A 21,954-nucleotide genomic window follows, 5' to 3' on the forward strand; every position below is an offset into this window, starting at 1 on the left:
CTCGACCAGGCGCTGTACCTGATGACTCGAACCTAACCCGGCGAATGACATCCGTGTGCTTCTCACCGCTACGAATGTGTAACCAGTGTGTGAACGCGCGGAATCCGGCCTAGTAGTCGATGCTCGTGGCCGACGAGATCAGGGCGGCGCGGAGCAGCGCGAGGGTCGCGTCGGTGGTGCCGGCGTGCGCGCTGAAGCGGACGGTGCTCGGACGCACGCGCGCGGTGACGCCGTGCGCGGCGAGGGAGGCTGCCAGCGGGGCCAGCTCCTCCGGCCCCGGCTCGACGACCACGATGCCGGCGCGCTCGTGCTCGCCGCGGGAGCCCACGACCGCCAGTCCGAACTCGTCCGCGAGGTCGACGATCGCGCTGACCCGCTCCGCCACGAGCGCGGCGATCGTCGACTGCCCGACCGCGGCGACCTCCTCCAGCGCCGACGCGAGCCGGGCCTGGGCGATCGGGTCCGGGTTGCTGATGCTGAAGGCGCGGGCGTCGCCGCGCGGCGGAGCCACCTCGTCCCACGGCTCCGCCTGCTCCGATCCCGTCCAGCCGGAGAGCACCGGGGTCAGCCGCGACAGCGCCCGCTCGCTGAGCGCGAGGAAGCCCGTCCCCCAGCCGGCGCGGAGCCACTTCTGGCCGCCGGTGACGACCACGTCCGCCAGCTCGTAGGGCGCGTCGACGATGCCGAAGCCCTGGATCGCGTCGAGGACGAGCATCCGGTCGCCGATCACGTCGCGGATCGCCGCGACGTCCGCGAGGTAGCCGGTGCGGGAGTCGACCAGGCTCACCGCGACGGTCGTCACGTCGTCCGTGAGCTGCTCGCGGACCGCCTCCGGCGTCACCCGTCCCTGCTCGGTCCGCAGCCAGCGGGGCTCCACCGAGCCGAGAGCCTGCGCCGAGCGCACCGCCGCGAACGGCAGGCTCGGGAACTCCGCGGCCGACAGCAGCACCGCGCCCGAGGCGCCGAACAGCGCGTGCAGGAGGCCGGTCGAGGTGTTGGGCTGGAAGACGACGCTGTCGGCGGGGACGCGCACGAGCGCCGCCGCCGCCTCCCGGACGCGCTCGTCCTGCCGGAACAGCTCGTCGAGGGTGCCGCTGCGCGCGCGCACCAGCAGCTCGACGGCCGCCTCCTGCTCGGCGGCGACGGTCGCCGAGAGCGGGCCCACCCGGCCGAAGTCGAGGTACCCGGTCTCCTCGCCGAAGCCGGCGAGGTAGTCCTCGGTCGTGGTGGAGGTGGCCTCGTTCGAGCTCATGCCGGCCCTTCCGGTCGGTGGTGCGGCAGGAGCCGCGAGGTCAGCTGCCGAAGCGGCGGTGCCGTCCGGCGTAGTCGCGGAGCGCGCGGAGGAAGTCGACCTCGCGGATGTCGGGGCCGAGCGCCTCCATGAAGTAGAACTCGCTGTGCGCGCTCTGCCAGAGCATGAAGTCGGAGAGGCGCTGCTCCCCCGAGGTGCGGATGACCAGATCGGGGTCGGGCTGCCCGCTGGTGTACAGGTGCTCGCCGATGAGCTCCGGGGTCAGCAGGCCCGCGACGTCCTCGATGGAGGAGCCGCGCTTGCCGTGCTCCTCCAGGATGCTCCGCACGGCCTGGGCGATCTCGTGCCGCCCGCCGTAGCCGACCGCGAGGTTGACGTGCAGGCCCGTGTGGGAGGCGGTGCGCGCCTCCGCCGTGTCGAGCGCGGCCACGAGCGAGGGCGGGAGGCCCTCGTCGGAGCCGACGTGCTGCACGCGCCAGTCGGGCTGCTGCGAGACCTCCTCGGCGAGGTCGGCGATGATCGCGATCAGCTCGGTCAGCTCGCTGCTGTCGCGGCCGACGAGGTTGTCCTGCGAGAGCAGGTAGAGGGTGACGTGGCGCACACCGAGCTCGTCGCACCACTGCAGGAACTCGTGCACCTTGGCGGCTCCGGCCCGGTGGCCGTGCGCGGCGGTCTCGAGGGCCCGCTGCCGCGCCCAGCGCCGGTTGCCGTCGATGATCATCGCGACGTGGTTCGGCAGGGAGTCGGGGGGAAGGCTCGAGCGGAGGCGCTTCTTGTAGACGCCGTAGAGGAGGTCCCTTCCCACAGGCAGTCTCGGCTTCGGCACAGTGACACGGTAGTCGACCCGGGGCGCTCCTCGAAGCCCGGCGGCGCTCGGCGTCGGCCCGGGACGGCGTCGTAGTCTGTCCGGCATGAGCCAGCGGCCGACGCCTCCCCCGTCCGATCCCCGCGCCCGCACCGACCGCGGCGGAGACGCCGTCGGAGCGGACGGCCCGGACCTGCCCGCCCTCCCCCTCGTCGAGGACGCGATCGAGCACGACTCCTCGGCGGAGGTCCGGCCCACCTGGCGCGGCTGGATCCACGCCGGCCTCTTCCCGCTCGCGATCGTCGCCGGAGTGGTGCTGATCGTGGTCGCGGAGGGGACCGCGGCGAAGTGGGCGGCCGCGGTGTTCGCGGCCACGTCGCTCCTGCTCTTCGGCAACTCCGCTCTGTACCACCGCTTCGACTGGAAGCCGCGGACGAAGATGATCCTCAAGCGGATCGACCACGCCAACATCTTCCTGCTGATCGCCGGCACCTACACGCCGCTGGCCGCGCTCGCCCTGCCGCCCGCGCAGGGCACGCTCCTGCTGGTCCTGGTCTGGGCGGGGGCGCTGCTCGGGATCGGCTTCCGCGTCTTCTGGATCGGCGCGCCGCGCTGGCTCTACGTGCCGCTCTACCTGCTGCTGGGCTGGGCGGCCGTGATGTACCTCGGTCCGCTCTTCGAGGCCAGCGCGACGATGATGGTGCTCGTCCTCGTCGGCGGGCTCTGCTACTCCGCCGGAGCCGTGATCTACGGGATCAAGAAGCCCAACCCGGTCCCGGGCGTCTTCGGCTTCCACGAGATCTTCCACGCGCTCACGGCCGTGGCGTTCCTCTGCCACTGGACGGCGGCGCTGATCGTCTCGCTCCACCCCGCCTACAACGCCTAGCGGGGCCCGGGCCCACCGGTGCGGGCCGGGCTCAGCCCTCGCTGCGCTCCGCCTCCTCGGCGTCGAGCCGCTCCTTCACCTGGGCGGTGTAGGTGGTGCGCCGCACGCGCCGGACCATGTCGAGCGCGAGGAGGACGGCGGCCAGAGCGATCACGAGCATCGTGATGAAGCCGAAGAGGCCCGGCGTGACCGTGTCCTCGTTGAACTCGGGACCCGGGGTCGGCACCGTCGTGGAGGCGAGGACGACGGCGCGCTGGGCGCCCTCGAGCAGCCCGGCGATCACGCGCGCACCTCGTCGGCGACGACGACGCCGGAGCCGTCGGGCTCCGGGGACACCGGGGCGTCCCCCGAGGGCTCGGGGTCGGGAGCGATCGGCGGGACGACCGCGGTCGGGCCCGGGGCGAGCTCGGCCAGGTCGAGACCGGCGAAGAGATCCGTCTCGGGCGTCGGCGCGTCGACCCGGCTCTCGACGAGCTGGAAGTCGTCGGTCGGCCAGGCGGCGTCGATCGCCTCGTGCGGGAGGAAGAAGAAGGCGTTGTCCGGAGCGACCTGGCTGGCGTGGGCCAGCAGGGCCGCATCGCGCCGATCGTGGAAGCCGGAGATCACGACCCGCGTCGTCGCGAGGTACGGGGTGTCCTCGTTCCAGCGCTTCATCTCCTCGAAGACCGACAGGCGCGGGTCCTCCGGGTCGATCGAGCGCAGGTGCTCGGCGATCGCCCGCAGCTTCTGGCCACTGAAGACGCGGTCGTAGTACAGCTTCGAGATCGACCACGGAGCGCCCGTGCCCCGGTACTCCTCGGCGAGGCCCGCCGCGCGGTACGCCTCGACGGCGACCTGGTGGGCGCGGATGTGGTCGGGGTGCGGGTAGCCGCCGTTCTCGTCGTAGCTGATGATCACGTGCGGCCGGAACCGGCGGACCAGGCGCACGAGCGGAGCGGCGGCCGTGGCGAGCGGCAGGCCCGCGAACGAGGCGGCGTCGACCTTCCCGTCCTCGGGCATGCCGGAGTCGACGAAGCCGAGCCAGGCGTGCTCGACGCCGAGCGCCTCGCGAGCGGCCGCCATCTCGTACCGGCGGAGGCCGCCGATGTCGCGCTCGGCGTGCGCGCGGGCCTCGAGGCCCTCGTTCAGCACGGAGCCGGCCTCGCCTCCGGTGCAGGAGACCACCATGACCTCGGCGCCCCGCGAGGCGTAGGCGGCCAGCGTCGCCGCGCCCTTGCTCGACTCGTCGTCAGGATGGGCGTGCACGGCGAGGAGGCGCGGAGTGTCCCGCACCTCCGAATCGACGGAGACCTCGACGGCCTGGGACACGATCGCTCGATTCCTCGGGGTTTAATGGGATCGGCGCTCCCGTCCGCGGAGGACGCGCGCCACCCGTCCAGAGTAGACGCATCACCCAGGGAGTTCCGTGGCCGCCCGCACGTCCGAGAGCGTCGAGGGAGCCGCCGCGCCCGCGCTCGATCCGGACGCCGTCCGCGCCGCCGGACCCCTCGCCACCCGCTACGGCCGCACGACGCGCACCCGCCGCGGGAACCGCTGGCTCTTCGGCGGTGTCGCGCTCGCCTTCGTCGCCGTCTTCGCCGCCTGGGTCGTCTGGGCCGGCCTCGACGGAGCACGCGGCGGAGTGGACGTCCAGGACACCGCGCACCAGGTCGTCGACGACCGCACCGTCACCGTCTCCTTCGACCTCACCGCGCCCGTCGGCCGCGAGGTCGCCTGCGCGGTCCAGGCCCTCAACGAGCAGTCCGCCGTGGTCGGCTGGCTGGTCGTGGAGTACCCCGCCACGACGGAGCGCTTCCGCTCCTACACGGAGACCGTCCGCACCACCGAGCTCGCGAACACAGGTTTGATCTCCTCCTGCTGGCTCCCGTAGGCTTGCCCGAAGCCCTGACGGACTCGTCGGGGCCTCGCCATTCCCACCGCCGCCTGACGCCGGCCGTCCCCACCGCCGGACGCGGACACCTCCGCACGGTGCTGCCGGGCGCCGCGAGCGCGGCCCGCAGAGCAGGAGCCCACCATGGCCGACCAGTCACAGGTGACCTGGATGACCCAGGAGTCGTACGACCGCCTCGAGGCGGAGCTCACCGAGCTGTCCACCAACGGACGCGAGGAGATCGCCAAGCGCATCGAGGTCGCCCGCGAGGAGGGCGACCTGAAGGAGAACGGCGGCTACCACGCCGCGAAGGACGAGCAGGGCAAGATCGAGGCCCGCATCCGCCAGTTGACCTCCCTCCTCCGCGAAGCCGAGATCGGCACGCCCCCCGAGAGCCACGGAGTCGTCGAGGCCGGCACCATCATCACCGCCGAGATCGCCGGCGACGAGTCCCGCTTCCTCCTCGGCAACCGCGAGATGGCGGGCGAGAGCGACCTCGACGTCTACAGCCCCCAGAGCCCCCTCGGATCGGCGATCATGGGCCTGAACGTCGGCGACACCGCCCGCTTCACGGCACCCAACGGGCGGGAGATCGAGGTCCGCGTCGCCAACGTCGAGACCTGGTCCGGCCACTGATCGCACGTCGCGGCGCTCTCCGCGGCGTTGTCGTCGGGCGCGATACCGCCGGTATCGCTTCCTCCTCCGCCTTGCGGAGAACGCCGCGACGCACGATCAGCCCTCTCCAGACGGGGGGCGCCGGCTTCGCGGCGAGAGCGTCGGGCGCGATACCGCCGGTACCGCTTCCTCCTCCGCCTTGCGGAGAACGCCGCGACGCACGATCAGCCCTCTCCAGACGGGGGGCGCCGGCTTCGCGGCGACAGCGTCGGGCGCGATGCCGCCGGTACCGCTTCCTCCTCCGCCTTGCGGAGAACGCGGCGACGCACGATCAGCCCTCTCCGAACGGGCGCGCCGCGCCGGCTTCGCGGCGACGGCGAGGGCGCGAGATCGCCGGTACCGGCTTTGTCCTCCGCTCTGCGGAGAACACCGCGGCGCCCTCGAGCGGTCAGTTGCGGGAGATGCGGGGGGCGTAGCCGGCGTCGGTGAGGACCTGGATGACGCGGTCGGCGTGCTCGGGGCCGCGGGTCTCGACGCTGATCTCGATCTCGACCTCGCTGATCTGCAGGCCCCGGCCGTGCCGGGTGTGCAGCACCTCGACCACGTTCGCGTTCGCCTCCGAGATGAGCTCCGCGATGCGCGACAGCTGCCCCGGACGATCCGGCAGCCCGATGCTCATCTTGAGGTAGCGCTCCGACGCGGCCAGGCCCCGGCTGATCACCCGCTCCATCATCAGCGGATCGATGTTGCCGCCCGACAGGATGACCGCGGTCGCTCCGGCGTCGCGGATCTTCCCCGTCAGGATCGCCGCGATGCCCACCGCGCCCGCGGGCTCCACCACGAGCTTCGCCCGCTCCAGCAGCACCAGCAGAGCCCGGGCGATGTCGTCGTCCTCGACGGTGACGACCTCGTCCACCATCTCGCGGACGATCGCGAAGTTCAGCTGCCCCGGCTTCGCCACGGCGATGCCGTCGGCGATCGTCGGAGAGATCGTGATCGCGGTCGGCTCGCCGCTCGCGAGCGAGAGCGGGTACGGCGCCGCGTTGGCCGCCTGCACGCCGATGACGCGGAGCGTGCGCCCCTCCTCGGCCGCCTTCTGCTTGGCCGCCGAGGCGACCCCGGCGATGAGGCCGCCCCCGCCGATGGGCACCACGATGGTCTCGACGGCGGGGGCCTGCTCGAGGATCTCGAGGCCGACCGTGCCCTGGCCGGTGATCACGTCGGGGTGGTCGTAGGGAGGAACGAAGACCGCGCCGGTGCGCTCGGCGAACTCCGCCGCCGCCGCGAGCGCCTCGTTGAAGATGTGCCCGCTCAGCACCACGTCAGCGCCGTAGTCACGGGTGGCCGCGAGCTTGGGCAGCGCGACGCCGATCGGCATGAAGATCGTGGCCTTGATCCCCAGCTCCCGCGCCGCGTAGGCGACGCCCTGCGCGTGGTTGCCGGCCGAGGCCGCCACGACTCCGCGGGCCCGCTCCTCCGGGGTGAGCCGCGACATCCGGAACACGGCTCCGCGGATCTTGTAGGAGCCGGTGCGCTGGAGGTTCTCGCACTTGAGGAACACGGGCGAGCCGAGGACCTGCGCGAGGAAGGTGCTCGTCTCCATGGGGGTGGCGGCGATGACGGGGGCGAGGACGGCGCGGGCCGCCTCGAACTCGTGGAGGGCGGGTCCGACGACGCGGCTAGTCTGCATGCTCTGCGGCAACTCTCTCGGGGGTTCGGGTCGGCGAGCGCCAGGCTCCGCTCGCGACGTACTTGACCATGACGTTGAGTGTGGCCACGACGGGCACCGCGAAGAAGGCGCCGGCGATGCCGCCGATGATCGAGCCTCCGGCCACAGCGAGCACGACGGCCAACGGGTGGACCTTGACCGCCGACCCCATGATCAGCGGCTGGAGGATGTGGCCCTCGAGCTGCTGCACCGCGAGGACGACGATCAGCAGGAAGAGCGCGATCAGCGGTCCGTTGTAGACCAGCGCGATGAAGACGGCCAGCGCCCCCGTCACCACGGCGCCGATGACCGGCACGAAGGAGCCGAGGAAGACGAGCACGCCGATCGGGATGGCCAGCGGGACGCCGAGGAGGAAGGAGCCGAGGCCGATGCCGACCGCGTCGACGAAGGCGACCAGGATCTGCACCTTCACGAAGTTGGTCAGCGTCACCCACCCTGCGCGGCCGGCGCCGTCGACGGCTCCGCGGGCGCGGCGCGGGAAGAGGCGGACGACCCAGCTCCAGATGTTCGGCCCGTCGATGAGGATGAACAGCGTCGAGAAAAGGGTGAGCAGCACGCCCGTCAGCAGGTGGCCGACGGTCGAGCCGACGCTGAGCGCGCCGCTGACCAGCATCCCCGAGTCCTGCTGCAGGGCCGTGAGCGCCTGCTGCGCGTACTGGTTGATGTCGGTCTCGGTGAGGTGGAGCGGCGACTCGAGGAGGAAGGCCTTGAAGTCGTCGTAGGACTGCACCGTCTGCCGGCTGAGATCGTCGAAGCCGGAGTAGACCTGGGTGACGACGAGGAAGAGGAGCCCGCCGATCACCACGACGATCCCCAGCTCCGCCAGGACGACGGCGGCCCACTTGGGCCAGCGGTGGCGCTGGAGGAAGCTCGAGAACGGCACGAGCAGGGCGGCGATCACGATCGCGAGCAGGAGCGGGATGACGATCAGCCGCAGCTCGATGACGAGCAGCACCAGCACCGCGAGCGCCGCGACCACGACGAGGACGCGCCAGGCCCAGGCGCCGGCGATGCGCATCCCGTCGCTCACGAAGGCCGAATCGGCGACGGGAGCGGGCCGGGAGGGGGCGGCCGGGGCGACGGGCGCGGCGGGCTGGACGGCGCGCGGGCCGGAGGTGCGGCGGGACCTGCCGAGTCTCATCTGTCCAGACTAGGCCCCGGCGCATACCCCGCGCGGTATCCCCGGGGAGTGCTCATGCGGCGGCGCCGATCGCCGCCTGCTCCGGTGCCGGAGCGACCGCGACCGGGCGCCGCGCGGGCAGCACGCCGACCCGCTCCCCCGGCTCGAGGCGGTGCCCCGACGCGTGCTGGACGGTGACCTCCTCGCCCGTCGCCAGCCGGACTGTCGAGCGCCGCACCGGCCCCAGGAAGCTCGAGGCGAGGACGACTCCGGGCAGGGAGTCGGGAGCGCCGTCGGCCACGACGGCGAGGTCCTCGGGGCGGAGGAACACCGACACAGGCCCGTCCGCTACCGCCGCGTCGACGAGCGGCAGGCGCACGCCGAGCGCGAGGACCGATCCCGACGAGACCGTCCCCGCGACCACCGTCGAGAGGCCGACGAAGCGGGCCGTGAAGGCGGTCGCCGGGCGCGCGTAGAGGTCCTCCGGTGCACCCAGCTGCTCGATCCGCCCGGCGTTCATCACCGCGACGCGGTCGGCGACGGCGAGCGCCTCCTCCTGGTCGTGCGTGACGAAGAACGTGGTGATGCCGATCTCGGACTGCAGGCGCTTGATCTCGTCGCGCAGCTGGACGCGGACTTTCGCGTCCAGGGCCGACAGGGGCTCGTCCAGCAGCAGCACCCGCGGCCGCGTGACGAGGGCGCGCGCGAGCGCCACCCGCTGCTGCTGGCCGCCGGAGAGCTCGTGCGCGTAGCGGTCGCCGAGGGCGCCGAGGCCCACGACCTCCAGCGCCTCCCCCGCGGCCGCCCGGCGCTCGCGCGCCCCGACTCCCCGGGTGCGCAGCCCGAACTCGACGTTCTCGCGCGCCCGCAGGTGCGGGAAGAGCGAGTACGACTGGAAGACCATGCCCATGTCGCGCTTCGCGACGGGGACGTGGGCGACGTCCTCCTCGTCGACGAGGATCCGCCCCGCGTCGATCCGCTCGAGACCACTGAGGGCTCGCAGGGCTGTGGTCTTGCCGCAGCCGGAGGGGCCGAGCAGCGCGATGAACTCGCCCGGGGCCACGTCGAACGAGACGCCGTCGAGCGCTCGCGCGGAGCCGTAGTGCCGCTCCACGTCGACGAAGCGCACGCGGGCGCCGGGGAGGGTGGGAGCGGTCACGAGGAGCCTTTCGAGGAGCGCGCCCGGCCCGTCGGCAGGCCGATCCGCGCGAGGCGGCCGATCCCGATCAGGAGGGCGAAGGCGAAGAGGAGGGAGAGCAGCGAGAAGATCACGGCGACGTAGGCGTCGGACTTCGACACCTGCACCAGGCCGGTCTGGAGGGTGGTGCGGCTGAGGAGCGAGGCGATCGTGTACTCGCCGAGGACGACTGCGACGGTGATCAGCGCGGCCGCGACCAGGCCCCGGCGCAGGTTCGGCAGGAGGACCCTCCCGAGCACCGCGAGCGGGCCCGCGCCGAGCGAGCGGGCCGCCTCCGAGAGCGTCACGGCGTCGAGACCGGCGAGGTCCGCCGCCACGGCGCGGTAGGCGTAGGGCAGGACCAGCACCCCGTAGGCGAGAGCGAGCGTCCACGGCGCGGAGCCGGCGAGCTCGGTGACCACGGAGTAGACCGGCGCGAGGCCGACGACGAGGACGATGGCGGGCACGGTCAGCGGGAGCAGGCAGACCAGCTCCAGAGCCCGGCGCAGGCGCGGGAGCCGGATCTCGACGAGCAGCATCGTCCGCACCAGCAGGATCAGGACGATGAGGGCGGTGACGACGGCGAGGACCAGCGAGTTTCCGATCCCCTGGAACAGCGAGCGGTAGGCGCGCTCGTTCTCCGGGTCGAGGATCGCCGTCCAGTGCGCGAGGTCGTGGCCGCCGGCGCCGCGGAGCGTGAACTCCGCCATCGCGACGATCGGGACGGCGAACACCAGCCCGGTGATCACGAGCACCGCCCCGGACAGGAGCCGCGCGGGCCTCATCGCTGCCACCGCCGGGCCCGGCGCTGCAGCAGCGCGTACCCGGACATCAGGACCACCATCACCGCGAGCATCCCGAGCGCGAGGGCGCCCGCGAGGTTCTCGCGGCCCAGCACCGTCTCGCTGACCAGCGCGGCGCGGATCTGGAGGGGGACGATCTGCGCGCCCTGGCTGATCAGCGCCGCCGCGGTGGCGAAGGAGGAGAACGCGTTCGCGAACAGGAGCAGCACGCAGCCGAGGAACGACGGCGCCAGCACCGGGAGGGCCACGTGCAGCCAGTAGCCGAGCCGGCCCCCGCCGAGCACCGCGTTCGCCTCGGCCCACTCCGGACGCAGGCCCTCGAGCGCGGGCAGGAACGTGAGCACCATCAGGGGCACCTGGAAGTAGAAGTAGAGGTAGGGCAGGACGAGCCCGGGCAGCTGGTAGAGCCACACGCCGTCGGCGTAGAGGTCGACGCCCGCTCCCGCGAGGAGGGTGGTCACCAGCCCCTGCACGCCGATCGTCGCGATGAACGCGAACGCGAGCATCACCCCGCCGAACTGCGCGAGGACGCTCGCCGCTGCATCGACGACGGTCCGGAGCGCCCCGCGCGGATCGGAGCCGAGCAGGGCCAGGCACACGACCGCGCCCAGCACCGCGCCGACGACGGCGGTCACGGCCGAGAGCCCGAGCGACGCGCCGAAGGCGGACAGCACGACGGGATCCCCGAGCGCGAGCACGTTAGCCGTGGTGAAGCGGCCGTCTCCGTCCGTGAATCCGGTCGCCACGGCGAGGACCGTGGGGACGGCCAGGAACAGCAGGACGTAGAGCGCGAAGGGGGCGACGCCCAGCACGGCCGGGGTGCCGCGCCGTCCCCGGGGCGCGGACGCCCCGGAGACGGCCTCGGCGGGAGCGGTGGTCACTGGATCGCCGGGGCCCACTTCTCGGCGAGGAGCGACGAGGCCGCCTCGGTCTGCTCCTCCGTGAACTGGACGAGGTCGGAGGGAGCGGCGCCGACGGCGTCGAGCGCGTCCTGGTCGACCGTGCCGGCCTCGGTCATCGCGGCCAGACGCACCGGGTAGGCGCCGGCGGCGAGGTAGAGGTTCTGCGCGGCGTCGGAGTAGAGGTACTCCTGCCAGAGCCGCGCGGCCGCCGGGTGCGGAGCGTCGGCGTTGACCGCCTGGTTGTAGTAGCTGCCGACGGCGGAGCCCGGGAGGACGGTCGTCGTCCACTCGCGGGTGCCCTCGTTCGCCTTCCCGGCGGCGAGGTTGTTGTAGCTCCAGTCGAAGACGACCGGGGTCTCGCCCGAGGCGATGGTGGCGTCGGTCGGGTCCAGCGGCAGGAAGTTGCCGGCGTCGTTCAGCTTCTCGAAGAAGTCGATCCCCGCCTGGACGTCGGCGGCGGAGCCGCCGGACTGGAGAGCCGCGAGCTGCACCGCGGCCGCGGCGGCTCCCGCCTGGGTCGGGTCGCCGTTGATCGCGACCGAGCCGCGGTAGTCGGCGCCGAGGAGGTCCTCGAGCGACGTGGGCGCAGGCACCGCGTCCGCGTCGAACCCGATCGACATCAGGCCGGTGTAGTCGTTGACCCAGAGGCCCGACTCCTCCTTGTTCCCCTCGGGGATGTCGTCCCAGGACTCGACCTTGTACGGCGCGAACACGTCCGTGTTCGCCAGAGCGACGGCCGGCCCGAGGTCGAACACGTCGGGAGCGGTGTCCTGCCCGGCGAGGTTCTCCGCCGTGCTGATCTCCTCCGCGGAGGAGACGTCGGGGTCGGCGGAGTTCACGGTGATGCCGTACTCGTCCTCGAAGCCGCTGATCAGCTCGCCGTAGTTCGCCCAGGTGTCGGGCAGGGCGATGACGTTGAGCTCGCCCTCGGCCTTCGCGGCCTCGACCAGGGCGTCCAGCCCGCCGAGGTCCGCGGCGGACGTGGCGGACGCCGCCTCCGCGCCGCCGCCGTCGGACGAGGCGGTGGCGCCGCCGGAGCAGGCCGAGAGCGTGAAGACGAGGGCGGTGCCGGCGGCGGCGACCGCGGCGGCGCGCGACAGGCGCTGAATGGTCAAGGGTCCTCCAGGAGTCGGGTGGGCCGCCCCGGTGGGACGGCCTCGGGCACGGTAGGAGCGCCGCGAGTCGGCGAGGGAGCGCGGCGGTCAATGCCGGGCGAACGCCGGGGGCCGAATCGGGGACGGCGATGTCGGGGGCGTTCGCTAGCGTGGGCGGACCATGACCGAGCAGCTCTCCGCCGCGCTGGCGCGCCGCATCGCCCTGGCGGCGCAGGGGTTCAGCGTCCCCCGTCCGTCCCGGGTCGACGCGCGCCGGGTGCGCGCCGCCGTGGACCGGATCCGCCCGCTCCAGCTCGACTCGGTGAACGTCTTCGAGCGGAGCCACTACCTGCCGCTGCTCGCGCGGCTCGGCCCGTACGATCGCTCCCTCCTCGACGCAGCGGCCTTCTCCCCCGACGGCCCCTACGTCGAGTACTGGGCCCACGAGGCCGCCCTCGTCCGCCGCGAGGACCTCCCGCTCTACCGCTGGCGGATGGAGCACTACCGCCGGGTCCGCCTGCCCGAGCACGAGGGCTGGGCCCACGAGAACCGCGCCACCCTCGACTGGCTCCGCGCCGCGCTCGCCGACGGTCCCCTCCGCGCCTCCGAGATCGAGCACGAGGCCAACGTCCGCACGGGCCCCTGGTGGGGCTGGTCCGACATCAAGCGCGGCCTCGAGGTCCTGTTCCGCTGGGGCGAGGTGGTGACGGCGGGGCGCACGCGCTTCGAGCGCTCCTACGGTCTCGCCGAGCGGCTCCTCCCGAGCGCGGTGCTCGATGCCAACGTGCCCCTCCCCGACGCCGTCCGCGAGCTCGTGCGCCGGGCGGCCCGGGCCCATGGGATCGGCACCCTCGGCGACCTGGCCGATTACCACCGGCTGCTCCAGTCCCCCACGCGCGTCGCGATCGACGAGCTGGTCGAGGCGGGCGAGCTCGAGCGCGTCGAGGTGCGCGGCTGGGAGCGGGGCGGGCGACCCGTGCCGCTCTGGCGGCACGTCGACGCCCGACGCCCCCGCACGCTCCGGGCGGACGCGCTCCTCTCGCCGTTCGACCCCGTGGTCTGGCACCGGCCGAGGGCCGAGCTGTTCTTCGGCTTCCACTACCGGATCGAGATCTACACCCCGGCCGAGCAGCGGGTCCACGGCTACTACGTCCTCCCCGTGCTCCTCGACGACGTGATCGCCGCACGGGTCGACCTCAAGAGCGAGCGCAAGCGCCGGGTCCTCCTCGTGCAGGCCGCCTGGCTCGAGCCGGGGGCCCCGGCCGACACGCCGGAGCGGCTCGCCGCACTGCTGGTCGAGGCGGCGGCCTGGCAGGGCCTCGACGCCGTCGAGGTCGTCGGTCGCGGCGACCTCGCGGCCGCCCTCGCCGCAGCACTGAGGAGGATCGCGTGAGCGCGCCCGGCGGCGTCCTGGCGCTGGCGCTCTCGGAGCGCTGCGTCGCCCGTCTGCTCGAGCGCGGGAGCGTCGTCGGGGTCGGCACGGGCGAGCTCGCCCACGCGGCCGGCGTCTCCCTCCGGACCTTCCACCGGTACCTCGGCGGGAAGGAGGACTGCGTGCGCCCGGTGCTCGCCGCCGCGATCGCAGCGATGGGACGCGCCCTCCTCGAGCGCCCGGCCGCCGAGCCGCTGAACGCGGCGCTCGGCCACGCCTTCGCCGCGGCGGCCTCCGGTCCCCAGCTCGACCGCACCCTCCGGCTGATCCCCCTGCTCACCGAGACCTCGGCGATGCGCGCCGTCTGGGCGCAGTCGCTGCACGACGGCGAGGAGGCGCTGACGCCGTTCCTCGCGGAGCGGATGGGGCTCGGCCGCACGTCCCCGCACCGGGCGGCCGTCCTGGCCACCGTCGTCCTCGCCCTGGTCCGGCGGGCGCTGGTCGACGCGGCGGCGAGCGGCATCGACCCGGCGCCGGTCTTCGCCGAGTACCTGACGACCGTCGACGGCGGTCCGCTCGCGGCTCCGACCGGATGACGTCCCGTCCGGCGCGGTGACGGGCGCACCTCTGACCGAAGCGGGATGCGGTGCGGGGCGGCGATCGTCGACGGGGCGTCGGCCGGATCGGCCTGCTAGAAGCGCGAGCCCATCTCGGAGAGGCGGGCGACGCGGTCCGCGATCGGCGGGTGGGTCGCGAAGAGGCGCGCGACCACCCCCGGCTTCGACGGGTCGGCGATCCAGAGGTGCGCCATCGAGCTGTTCTGCCGCTGCATCGGCCGGCCCGCGAACTCGAGCTTGAGCAGGGCGCGGGCGAGGGCGCCGGGGTGGCGGGTCGTCAGCGCGCTGGTCGCATCGGCGAGGTACTCGCGCTGGCGGGAGATCGAGAGCTGCACGACCGAGGCGACGATCGGCGCGAGGACCATCGACACCAGCCCGACGATCAGGAGCGCCGGGTTGCCCCCGCCGTTGCCGTTGCCGCCCCGCCCGAAGAAGGCCAGGCGGAGGAAGGCGTCCGAGAGGAAGCCCACCGCGACGACGAGACCGAAGACGATCATCGAGACGCGGATGTCGTAGTTGCGGACGTGGCCCAGCTCGTGGGCCATCACGCCCTCCAGCTCGGCGTCGTCCATGATCGCGAGCAGGCCCGTCGTCGCAGCCACGACGGCGTGCTCGGGATCACGGCCGGTCGCGAACGCGTTCGGCGCCGGGTCGTCGATCAGGTACACCTTCGGCATCGGCGTGCCCGTCGCGATCGAGAGGTTCTCGACGATGCGGTAGAGCCTCGGCTCGTCCGCCTTCTCCACCGCCACGCCGCCGCTGAGCGCGACCGCCTGGCGAGCGGCGAAGAAGTACTGGAAGAACGCGTACGCGGCGGCGATCACGAGCACCACCACGACGATCGCCGTGCTGCGGTAGACCGCTGCAGCCAGGGCGCCCAGGCCGCCGATGATCGCCAGGAACAGGACGAGGATCAGGACCGTGTTGCGCTTGTTGCGGGCGATCGCGCTGTACACGGCGGCTGCCTAGAACTGGACGCGCGGGGGCTCCGAGATCGCGGCGAGATCGCCGACCTCGAAGAACTCGCGCTCCGAGAAGCCGAGCCGGCGCGAGAAGAGCGTGTTCGGGAAGACCTTCACCTTGGTGTTCATCTCGCGTACGCCGCCGTTGTAGAAGCGCCGGGCCGACTGGATCTTGTCCTCGGTGTCGACCAGCTCGCCCTGCAGCTGGAGGAAGTTCTGGCTCGCCTGCAGCTGGGGGTACGCCTCCGCGACCGCGAAGATCGACTTCAGAGCGCTCTGCATGTGGTCCTCGGCGACCGACGCCTCCGCCGGGCCCTGGGCCTGCAGCGTCTCGGCGCGAGCCTGCGTCACCGACTCGAAGACCTGGCGCTCGTGCGAGGCGTAGCCCTTCACGGAGTCGATCACGTTGGGGATCAGATCCGCGCGGCGCTTCAGCTGGACGGTGATGTCGCTCCACGCCTCGTCCACGCGGACGTTGAGGGTGACCAGCGAGTTGTACGTCGCCCAGAGGTAGACCCCGAGGATGACGACGAGCGCGACGACGACGATGAGCGGGACGAGCCATTCCATGCCGTCCAGTGTAGGGACGGCGCGCTCCCCGGCACCTGTCGATGAGGCGCATTCGCAGGGGCGGGTCGGCCCTACTTGAGGGTCTTCTGCAGCAGGACGGTGCTGAGCCAGCGCTCGAACTTGAAGCCGACGCGGCCCATCCGGCCGACCTCGACGAATCCGAACTGCGCGTGCATCGCCAGCGACGCCTCCGCGCCCTTGTCGGCGATGACGGCCATGATCTGACGGATCCCCACGGCCTTCGCGCGCTCGAGGAGCTCGGCCATCAGCGCCCGGCCGAGGCCCTTCCCGGTGGAGGCCGCCCGCAGGTAGATCGAGTTCTCCACGGTGAAGCGGTACGCCCGCTTGGAGGACCACGGCGACACCATCGCGTAGCCGAGGATCTGGCCCGACGGCGAGACGGCCACGATGAAGGGCAGCCCGAGCTTCTGGTTGCGGGTGAACTTCGTCCGCCACTCCTTCAGCGTCGAGTCGTCCTCGTCGAAGGTCACCACCGTGTTGCGCACGTAGTGGTTGTAGATCTCGCGGATGTCCGGGAGGTCGGCGTCGCGGGCGTCGCGGATCTCGAACGAGAAGCCGGGCTCGGGAGGCGGCGCCTTCCGCAGGTGCGGCGGCAGGACGCGCCGGCTCTCGTACTCTTCCTCAAGCATCCGGCTCCCCTTCGGCTCCGCCCATCGATCCGGGCCAGCGTAGCCGCCCCGCGGGCGAGCGCCCGGTCACGCGAGAGCACTCCAGTCGACCGGCTCCGCGCCGCGCTCCTCCAGGAGGGCGTTGGCGCGGCTGAACGGCCGGGAGCCGAGGAAGCCGCGCGAGGCCGACAGCGGGCTGGGGTGCGCGCTCTCGATCACTCCGGCCTCCCCCAGCATCGGGCGGAGCGACGCGGCGTCGCGGCCCCAGAGGATCGCGACGAGAGGCGCGTCCCGGGCGGCCAGCGTGCGGATCGCGTGCTCGGTGACCACCTCCCAGCCCTTCCCGCGGTGCGAGGCGGGAGCACCGGGGGCGACGGTGAGGACCCGGTTGAGCAGCATCACGCCGCTCGAGGTCCAGCCGCTGAGGTCGCCGTGCTCGGGCGGCTCGACGCCGAGATCGTCCCGGAGCTCGCGGTGGATGTTCTGCAGGCTCCTCGGCAGCGGGCGCACGTGGCGCTCGACCGCGAAGGACAGCCCGATCGGGTGCCCGGGCGTCGGGTACGGGTCCTGTCCGACGATGAGGACGCGCACGTCCGCGAGCGGGGCGGCGAAGGCGCGGAGCACGTCGCGGCCCGCGGGGAGGTAGGGCCGACCGGCCGCGACCTCGCCGCGGAGGAAGTCGCCCATCGCGGCGATGTCCCCGGCGACGGGGGCGAGGGCCTCCGCCCAGCCCCGGTCGATCAGTCCCGAGGCCGCGAGCTCCGCGAGGTCCACCGGGTCAGCCCGCCGCGAGCGTCGCGACGACGACTCCGGCGTCGCTGCCGCTCACGCGCCACACCGAGCCGGCGCCACCGACGCGGAGCGCGCCGGTGCCGACGATCAGCACGGTGGACTCGTCGAGCGCGACGCCGCCGTCGACCAGGCCCGCCTCGACGGCCGCGACCAGGCGACCGAGGGTCCCCCACTGCGCCGCGTGCACGTCGACCGTCACGTCGATGAGGCCGATGCCCTCGAGCACCGTGACCTCGTCGAGCTCCTCCGCCGCGCCCTCCGGGACGACGGCGACGCCGCCGATCCGGTGGCCGCCGACGAGGGCGCGATCGGCCGCGACGGCGGCCCCCGCCGAGTAGCCGGCGTACGGCACTCCGGAGGAGACGAGATCGCGCAGCCGCGGGAAGCAGGCCTCGAGCGCGTCGCGGTAGGCCGGGGTCAGTCCTCCGCCGACGAAGATCCCGTCGACGTCGTCGAAGACCGCGGGAGCGATCCGGCCGCCCTCCGGCTTCATCACGGCGAACGCGTCGAGCGGGCCGACCGTCGCGAGCAGTGCCGCGTAGCCGGCGTAGGCCTCCGGGCCGAGCCCGTCGTGGACGACGACGATCGCGATGCGCGGGCCCTCGATCCGGCCGGCGTCGACCGCGTGGGCGCGCGCCTCCGCGAGGAACGCCCCGTACAGCTGCTGGTCGTGCTCGACGCCGCCTCCGCCGCCGATGAGGTGGACGCTCACTCGTCGTCCTCGGCGAGGGCTCCGTCCACCGGGGGCAGAGCCGACCAGGGGAAGACGATCCAGCGCGGGGTGCGGCGCCAGAAGAAATCGGGCTCGAGCACCGTGCGCGGCTTCGTGTAGAGGGTCACGGTGCGCACCTCGGCACCCATCGCGCGGATGAGCTTCACCGAGAGGGCGAGGGTGTGGCCGGAGTCGGAGACGTCGTCGACCAGGAGGATGCGCTTGCCGCGCACGGACGCCTCGTCGAGCAGCGGCGGCAGCACCACGGGCTCCGCCAGGCGCGCCTCGACGCCGGTGTAGAACTCGACGTTCAGCGCGCCGCAGCTCTTGATGCCGAGCGCGTAGGCCACGGCGCCCGCGAGGAGCAGACCTCCGCGCGCGATGGCGACGACCAGCTCCGGCCGGTAGCCCGACGCGACCACGTCGTCGGCCAGGTGCCGAGCGGCGTCGCCGAACTCGAGCCAGCCGAGCACCTCCTTCTCCGTGGCGGCGAGGAGGGCGGCGGAGTCGTCGGCGTCGGAAACCATGAGGGACAGGCTAGGCCGTCGCGGGCCTCCGCGTCACATCGGTCAGGCGCGCGGGGCCAGGGGTCCCTTCGCGACCTTGTGCGGGGCCGCCTGCGCGACCGGCTTGATGGTCACCAGGTCGAGGTTGACGTGGGCGGGGAGCTCCACCGAGGAGACGATCGCAGCGGCGACGTCCTCCGCGACCAGCGGGTGGGGGACCTCGGCGTAGACCGCGTCGGCGCGCTCCCGGTCGCCGCGGAAGCGGACCAGCGAGAACTCGTCCGTGTGCACCATCCCCGGCGCGATCTCGATCACGCGGATCGGCTCGCCGGCCAGCTCGAGCCGCAGCACGGCGACCAGCGCGTGCGCGGCGTGCTTGGCGGCGTTGTACCCGCCCCCGCCCTCGTAGGCGACGTGGCCGGCGATCGAGGTGACCGTCACGATGTCCGCGGAGGTGCCGCTCCCCCGGATCCCGGCGCGCAGCAGCGGGAGCAGCGCGCTGGTCACGAGCTTCACCGAGAGCACGTTGATCTCGAACATGCGGCGCCAGTCCTCGGGGTCGGACTTCTCGACCGAGTCGAGTCCGAGCGCACCGCCCGCGTTGTTCACGAGGGCGTGCACGGGCCCGGAGGAGGCGAGGTGGTCGCGCAGAGCGTCGACCTGGGCGGCGTCGGTGAGGTCGGCGGCGAAGTACCCGGCGCCGGTCTCGGCGGCGAGCGCCTCCAGCCGGTCGCGCCGGCGCGCGACGGCGACGACCTTCCAGCCGTGGTCGCGGAACAGGCGGACCGTGGCCGCCCCGATCCCTGAACTCGCTCCTGTCACGACAACGCGTCGATCCACGCCCGTCCCCTTCCGTCAAGCCTCGGACACCCTCGACTCCGTCGTCGCAGCCCAACGCTAGTCTGGCCGCGTGCCGCCCGCCGACCCGGTTCCCGCGACCGCCGGGACAGCCGTCACCCAGAAGCGCCGCGTGCCCCTTTGGGACAACGCGCGCTTCGTCTGCGTGACCCTCGTCGTGATCGGGCACGGCGTCCAGCGGCTGACGGCCAACTCCGACACCTCGCTCATCGTCTACCTGACGATCTACGCCTTCCACATGCCGGCCTTCGCGATCATCTCGGGCTACTTCTCCAAGAGCGGCGCACCGAGCGGGCGCGCGATGCGGCGGGTGCTGACCGACATCCTCCTGCCCTACCTGATCATGGAGACGATCTGGACCCTGGTGCAGTTCCTGGTCGAGGGGAAGCAGGAGTTCAACCCGACGAAGCCGAGCTGGACGCTGTGGTTCCTGCTCGCGCTGGGCATCTTCCGCCTCGTCCTCCCCTACCTGGCGCTGCTGCGCTGGCCGCTGCTGATCAGCGTGGTGCTCGCGGTCGGGGTCAGCTACTACGACAACATCGACTCGACCTTCTCGCTCGCACGCGCGATCGGGATCCTGCCGTTCTTCGTGTTCGGCTGGCGCCTGCGCGGCTTCGCCCCCGGCGGCCGCTCCGCCGTCGACCGCTGGCTCGATCAGCCGCCGTCGCGGGTGCTCCTCGCCCGGATCCTCGCCGTCGTCCTCTTCGCGGTCACGGCGGTCGTCATGACCGTCAACATCGAGGCGTTCCGAGCGGCGGACCTGCGCTACTGGTTCTTCTACGACCGCCCCTACGACGCCCTCGGCGAGACCCAGTGGTGGGCCGGGCTGGTGCGGCTGGCCCTGATGGCCGGAGCGGTCGTGCTCTCGCTCGCGCTCTTCGCGCTGGTTCCGCGCCGCCGCACCCCGCTCACCGCCTGGGGGCAGTCGACGATGTACGTCTACCTCCTCCACAGCTTCGTCCTCTATCCGCTGCGGGAGTCCGGGATCCTCTCGCGGACGGAGAGCACGCTCGCCCTCGTGCTGATGATCGTGTTCTGCATCGCGGTCTCGGTCGTGCTCTCGCTCGGCTGGACCCGCACCGTCTTCCACCGGCTGGTCGAGCCCCGCGCGGCCTGGCTCTTCGCCCCGGCGGCCGACGAGAGGCCCCGGCGCCCGGACCGCGCCGACCCCACGGGCGCCAAGCGCGACCGGCAGCCCGAGCGGCGCTGACGGCCGTTACCCCGTGTGTCGGCGGTCCTGGCCGCCCGGCGGGCCCCCGCGTACGCTCGTCGCGACGGAGAACGGCCCCGTCCCCGACCCGACGATCCGATGGGAAGCACCATGACCGACTCCGAGAAGTGGCAGTTCGAGACCAAGCAGATCCACTCGGGCGCCGCGCCGGACCCGGTGACCAAGGCCCGCGCGACGCCGATCTACCAGACCACCTCCTACGTCTTCGACAACGCGGAGCACGCCCAGAACCTGTTCGCGCTGGCCGAGTTCGGGAACATCTACACCCGCATCCAGAACCCGACCCAGGCGGTCGTGGAGGAGCGGCTCACCGCCCTCGAGGGCGGCTCCGGCGCCCTGCTGCTCGCCTCGGGCCAGGCCGCCGAGACCGCGGCCGTGCTGAACATCGCCCAGGCCGGCGACCACATCGTCTCGTCGTCCTCGATCTACGGCGGCACCTACAACCTCTTCAAGTACACCCTCGCCAAGCTCGGCATCGAGACGACCTTCGTCGAGAACCAGGACGACCGCGAGGAGTGGCGCCGCGCCGTCCGCCCGAACACGAAGCTGTTCTTCGCCGAGACCGTCGGCAACCCCAAGATCAACATCCTCGACATCCGCACCGTGGCCGATGTCGCGCACGACGCCGGCGTGCCCCTGATCGTGGACAACACCATCGCGACGCCCTACCTGATCCGCCCCTTCGAGCACGGCGCGGACATCATCGTGCACTCGGCGACGAAGTTCCTCGGCGGCCACGGCACGGTCATCGGCGGAGCGATCGTCGACGGCGGCCGCTTCTCGTGGACCGCGAACGCCGAGCGCTTCCCCGGCCTCACCACGCCGGACGAGTCGTACCACGGCGCCGTCTACACGGACGCGGTCGGCGACTCCCTCGCCTACATCATCAAGGCCCGCGTTCAGCTGCTGCGCGACCTCGGCGCCTCGATCGCCCCGGCGAGCGCCTGGCAGCTCATCCAGGGCATCGAGACCCTCTCGCTCCGGATCGAGCGCCACGTGCAGAACGCGCAGGAGATCGCGGAGTACCTCGAGAACCACTCCGACATCGCCTCGGTGAACTACTCGGGCCTGCCCACCTCGCCCTGGTACGCCGCGGCCAACCGCTACGCGCCAAAGGGCGTGGGCGCGGTGCTCTCGTTCGAGCTCAAGGGCGGAGTGGACGCCGGCCGGGCCTTCGTCGACTCGCTGGAGCTGTTCTCGCACCTGGCCAACATCGGCGACGTCCGCTCGCTCGTCATCCACCCCGCGTCGACCACGCACTCGCAGCTCTCGCCCGAGCAGCAGCTGACCGCCGGCGTCACTCCGGGCCTGGTGCGCCTGTCGGTGGGACTCGAGAACGTCGACGACCTCCGCGCCGACCTCGACCAGGCCCTCCGCGCCGCGCGCGCCGTCGTCGAGGCCTCCCGCGCGAACGCCTGAGGCCCCTCGGCGCCCTGACGGGGTCCCCGTCCT

The 21,954-nt window shown here is 72.7% G+C and carries 24 protein-coding genes; 7 read left to right on the plus strand and 17 right to left on the minus strand.

Going from position 1 to position 21,954, the window contains the following annotated elements; all coding sequences use genetic code 11:
- Positions 1–109 precede the first annotated feature (109 nt).
- Together C5C36_RS00650 and C5C36_RS00655 are read right to left on the minus strand one after the other, a co-directional pair.
- Complete coding sequence (locus tag C5C36_RS00650) at positions 110–1,252, minus strand: aminotransferase class V-fold PLP-dependent enzyme (RefSeq protein ID WP_104262468.1); 1,143 nt, start codon at positions 1,250–1,252, stop codon at positions 110–112.
- Positions 1,253–1,292: 40 nt separating this feature from the next.
- Positions 1,293–2,057 carry an isoprenyl transferase gene (locus C5C36_RS00655; protein WP_279630826.1) on the minus strand — a complete coding sequence of 255 codons (765 nt, stop codon included), beginning with the start codon at positions 2,055–2,057 and terminating at the stop codon, positions 1,293–1,295.
- Positions 2,058–2,163: 106 nt separating this feature from the next.
- On the opposite strand from C5C36_RS00655, the gene C5C36_RS00660 reads away from it, so the two are divergent.
- Positions 2,164–2,943 carry a hemolysin III family protein gene (locus C5C36_RS00660; RefSeq protein ID WP_104262467.1) on the plus strand — a complete coding sequence of 260 codons (780 nt, stop codon included), beginning with the start codon at positions 2,164–2,166 and terminating at the stop codon, positions 2,941–2,943.
- A gap of 31 nt (positions 2,944–2,974) precedes the next feature.
- Here C5C36_RS00660 and C5C36_RS00665 read toward each other — a convergent pair whose 3' ends face one another.
- Entirely contained in the window at positions 2,975–3,226 is a 252-nt protein-coding gene (locus C5C36_RS00665; RefSeq protein ID WP_244230611.1) for a hypothetical protein, read from the minus strand.
- Positions 3,223–4,251, minus strand: a complete 1,029-nt coding sequence (mca, locus tag C5C36_RS00670; RefSeq protein WP_244229458.1) for a mycothiol conjugate amidase Mca — start codon at positions 4,249–4,251, stop codon at positions 3,223–3,225. Before mca ends, C5C36_RS00665 begins: the two co-directional genes overlap by 4 nt.
- Before the next feature lie 97 nt (positions 4,252–4,348).
- Here mca and C5C36_RS00675 point away from each other — a divergent pair, with 97 nt between their 5' ends.
- Complete coding sequence (locus C5C36_RS00675; protein ID WP_104232767.1) at positions 4,349–4,813, plus strand: DUF4307 domain-containing protein; 465 nt, start codon at positions 4,349–4,351, stop codon at positions 4,811–4,813.
- Between the two features lie 144 nt (positions 4,814–4,957).
- On the plus strand, positions 4,958–5,449 hold the full coding sequence (greA, locus tag C5C36_RS00680; protein ID WP_104225519.1) for a transcription elongation factor GreA: 492 nt from the start codon (positions 4,958–4,960) through the stop codon (positions 5,447–5,449).
- Between the two features lie 427 nt (positions 5,450–5,876).
- Here greA and ilvA read toward each other — a convergent pair whose 3' ends face one another.
- The 6 genes from ilvA to C5C36_RS00710 are packed head-to-tail and all read right to left on the minus strand — an operon-like array spanning position 5,877 to position 12,274.
- Complete coding sequence (gene ilvA, locus C5C36_RS00685; RefSeq protein WP_104224429.1) at positions 5,877–7,118, minus strand: threonine ammonia-lyase; 1,242 nt, start codon at positions 7,116–7,118, stop codon at positions 5,877–5,879.
- The gene (locus C5C36_RS00690) at positions 7,108–8,298 is read right to left on the minus strand and encodes an AI-2E family transporter (RefSeq protein ID WP_104225517.1); all 1,191 of its coding nucleotides are present in this window, start codon (positions 8,296–8,298) and stop codon (positions 7,108–7,110) included. Before C5C36_RS00690 ends, ilvA begins: the two co-directional genes overlap by 11 nt.
- A 52-nt stretch (positions 8,299–8,350) precedes the next feature.
- On the minus strand, positions 8,351–9,436 hold the full coding sequence (locus C5C36_RS00695) for an ABC transporter ATP-binding protein (protein ID WP_104262466.1): 1,086 nt from the start codon (positions 9,434–9,436) through the stop codon (positions 8,351–8,353).
- Entirely contained in the window at positions 9,433–10,239 is an 807-nt protein-coding gene (locus C5C36_RS00700; RefSeq protein ID WP_104262465.1) for an ABC transporter permease, read from the minus strand. The genes C5C36_RS00695 and C5C36_RS00700 overlap by 4 nt, the downstream gene beginning before the upstream one ends.
- Positions 10,236–11,138, minus strand: coding sequence for an ABC transporter permease subunit (locus C5C36_RS00705; RefSeq protein ID WP_104246637.1), 903 nt, complete (start codon positions 11,136–11,138; stop codon positions 10,236–10,238). The genes C5C36_RS00700 and C5C36_RS00705 overlap by 4 nt, the downstream gene beginning before the upstream one ends.
- Positions 11,135–12,274: an ABC transporter substrate-binding protein gene (locus C5C36_RS00710; RefSeq protein ID WP_104246638.1), complete on the minus strand. Its 1,140-nt coding sequence runs from the start codon at positions 12,272–12,274 to the stop codon at positions 11,135–11,137. The genes C5C36_RS00705 and C5C36_RS00710 overlap by 4 nt, the downstream gene beginning before the upstream one ends.
- Positions 12,275–12,434: 160 nt before the next feature.
- On the opposite strand from C5C36_RS00710, the gene C5C36_RS00715 reads away from it, so the two are divergent.
- Entirely contained in the window at positions 12,435–13,646 is a 1,212-nt protein-coding gene (locus tag C5C36_RS00715; RefSeq protein ID WP_104262464.1) for a winged helix-turn-helix domain-containing protein, read from the plus strand.
- Positions 13,643–14,221: a TetR/AcrR family transcriptional regulator gene (locus C5C36_RS00720; RefSeq protein ID WP_104224435.1), complete on the plus strand. Its 579-nt coding sequence runs from the start codon at positions 13,643–13,645 to the stop codon at positions 14,219–14,221. The genes C5C36_RS00715 and C5C36_RS00720 overlap by 4 nt, the downstream gene beginning before the upstream one ends.
- 95 nt (positions 14,222–14,316) lie before the next feature.
- On the opposite strand, the gene C5C36_RS00725 is transcribed toward C5C36_RS00720, so the two are convergent.
- From C5C36_RS00725 to C5C36_RS00755, 7 genes are all read right to left on the minus strand, one after another.
- Positions 14,317–15,198 carry a M48 family metallopeptidase gene (locus tag C5C36_RS00725; protein WP_104262463.1) on the minus strand — a complete coding sequence of 294 codons (882 nt, stop codon included), beginning with the start codon at positions 15,196–15,198 and terminating at the stop codon, positions 14,317–14,319.
- Positions 15,199–15,207: 9 nt separating this feature from the next.
- A complete protein-coding gene (locus C5C36_RS00730) occupies positions 15,208–15,774 on the minus strand; it encodes a LemA family protein (protein WP_104225511.1) in 567 nt (188 codons plus the stop codon).
- A 71-nt stretch (positions 15,775–15,845) separates the two neighbouring features.
- Positions 15,846–16,424, minus strand: a complete 579-nt coding sequence (locus C5C36_RS00735) for a GNAT family N-acetyltransferase (RefSeq protein WP_104262462.1) — start codon at positions 16,422–16,424, stop codon at positions 15,846–15,848.
- A gap of 66 nt (positions 16,425–16,490) precedes the next feature.
- Positions 16,491–17,177 carry a uracil-DNA glycosylase gene (locus tag C5C36_RS00740; RefSeq protein ID WP_104262461.1) on the minus strand — a complete coding sequence of 229 codons (687 nt, stop codon included), beginning with the start codon at positions 17,175–17,177 and terminating at the stop codon, positions 16,491–16,493.
- Between the two features lie 4 nt (positions 17,178–17,181).
- A complete protein-coding gene (locus tag C5C36_RS00745; RefSeq protein ID WP_104262460.1) occupies positions 17,182–17,907 on the minus strand; it encodes a peptidase S51 in 726 nt (241 codons plus the stop codon).
- Positions 17,904–18,434, minus strand: coding sequence for a phosphoribosyltransferase (locus C5C36_RS00750; RefSeq protein WP_104224441.1), 531 nt, complete (start codon positions 18,432–18,434; stop codon positions 17,904–17,906). The genes C5C36_RS00745 and C5C36_RS00750 overlap by 4 nt, the downstream gene beginning before the upstream one ends.
- A 42-nt stretch (positions 18,435–18,476) precedes the next feature.
- On the minus strand, positions 18,477–19,253 hold the full coding sequence (locus tag C5C36_RS00755) for an SDR family NAD(P)-dependent oxidoreductase (RefSeq protein ID WP_258068975.1): 777 nt from the start codon (positions 19,251–19,253) through the stop codon (positions 18,477–18,479).
- A gap of 130 nt (positions 19,254–19,383) precedes the next feature.
- Between C5C36_RS00755 and C5C36_RS00760 the strand changes: the two genes are divergently transcribed.
- Positions 19,384–20,481, plus strand: coding sequence for an acyltransferase family protein (locus tag C5C36_RS00760; RefSeq protein WP_104262458.1), 1,098 nt, complete (start codon positions 19,384–19,386; stop codon positions 20,479–20,481).
- Between the two features lie 111 nt (positions 20,482–20,592).
- Positions 20,593–21,921, plus strand: coding sequence for a bifunctional o-acetylhomoserine/o-acetylserine sulfhydrylase (locus C5C36_RS00765; RefSeq protein ID WP_104237865.1), 1,329 nt, complete (start codon positions 20,593–20,595; stop codon positions 21,919–21,921).
- Positions 21,922–21,954: the final 33 nt, after the last annotated feature.

This window comes from Rathayibacter sp. AY1G1 (genome assembly GCF_002932095.1).
GTDB lineage: Bacteria > Actinomycetota > Actinomycetes > Actinomycetales > Microbacteriaceae > Rathayibacter.

Excerpts from the sequence above, each read along its gene's own strand:
- C5C36_RS00650 (WP_104262468.1), bottom strand. The coding sequence starts at position 1,252 with ATGAGCTCGAACGAGGCCACCTCCACCACGACCGAGGACTACCTCGCC.
- C5C36_RS00660 (WP_104262467.1), top strand. The coding sequence starts at position 2,164 with ATGAGCCAGCGGCCGACGCCTCCCCCGTCCGATCCCCGCGCCCGCACC.
- greA (WP_104225519.1), top strand. The coding sequence starts at position 4,958 with ATGGCCGACCAGTCACAGGTGACCTGGATGACCCAGGAGTCGTACGAC.
- ilvA (WP_104224429.1), bottom strand. The coding sequence starts at position 7,118 with ATGCAGACTAGCCGCGTCGTCGGACCCGCCCTCCACGAGTTCGAGGCG.
- C5C36_RS00690 (WP_104225517.1), bottom strand. The coding sequence starts at position 8,298 with ATGAGACTCGGCAGGTCCCGCCGCACCTCCGGCCCGCGCGCCGTCCAG.
- C5C36_RS00700 (WP_104262465.1), bottom strand. The coding sequence starts at position 10,239 with ATGAGGCCCGCGCGGCTCCTGTCCGGGGCGGTGCTCGTGATCACCGGG.
- C5C36_RS00715 (WP_104262464.1), top strand. The coding sequence starts at position 12,435 with ATGACCGAGCAGCTCTCCGCCGCGCTGGCGCGCCGCATCGCCCTGGCG.
- C5C36_RS00730 (WP_104225511.1), bottom strand. The coding sequence starts at position 15,774 with ATGGAATGGCTCGTCCCGCTCATCGTCGTCGTCGCGCTCGTCGTCATC.
- C5C36_RS00735 (WP_104262462.1), bottom strand. The coding sequence starts at position 16,424 with ATGCTTGAGGAAGAGTACGAGAGCCGGCGCGTCCTGCCGCCGCACCTG.
- C5C36_RS00750 (WP_104224441.1), bottom strand. The coding sequence starts at position 18,434 with ATGGTTTCCGACGCCGACGACTCCGCCGCCCTCCTCGCCGCCACGGAG.
- C5C36_RS00765 (WP_104237865.1), top strand. The coding sequence starts at position 20,593 with ATGACCGACTCCGAGAAGTGGCAGTTCGAGACCAAGCAGATCCACTCG.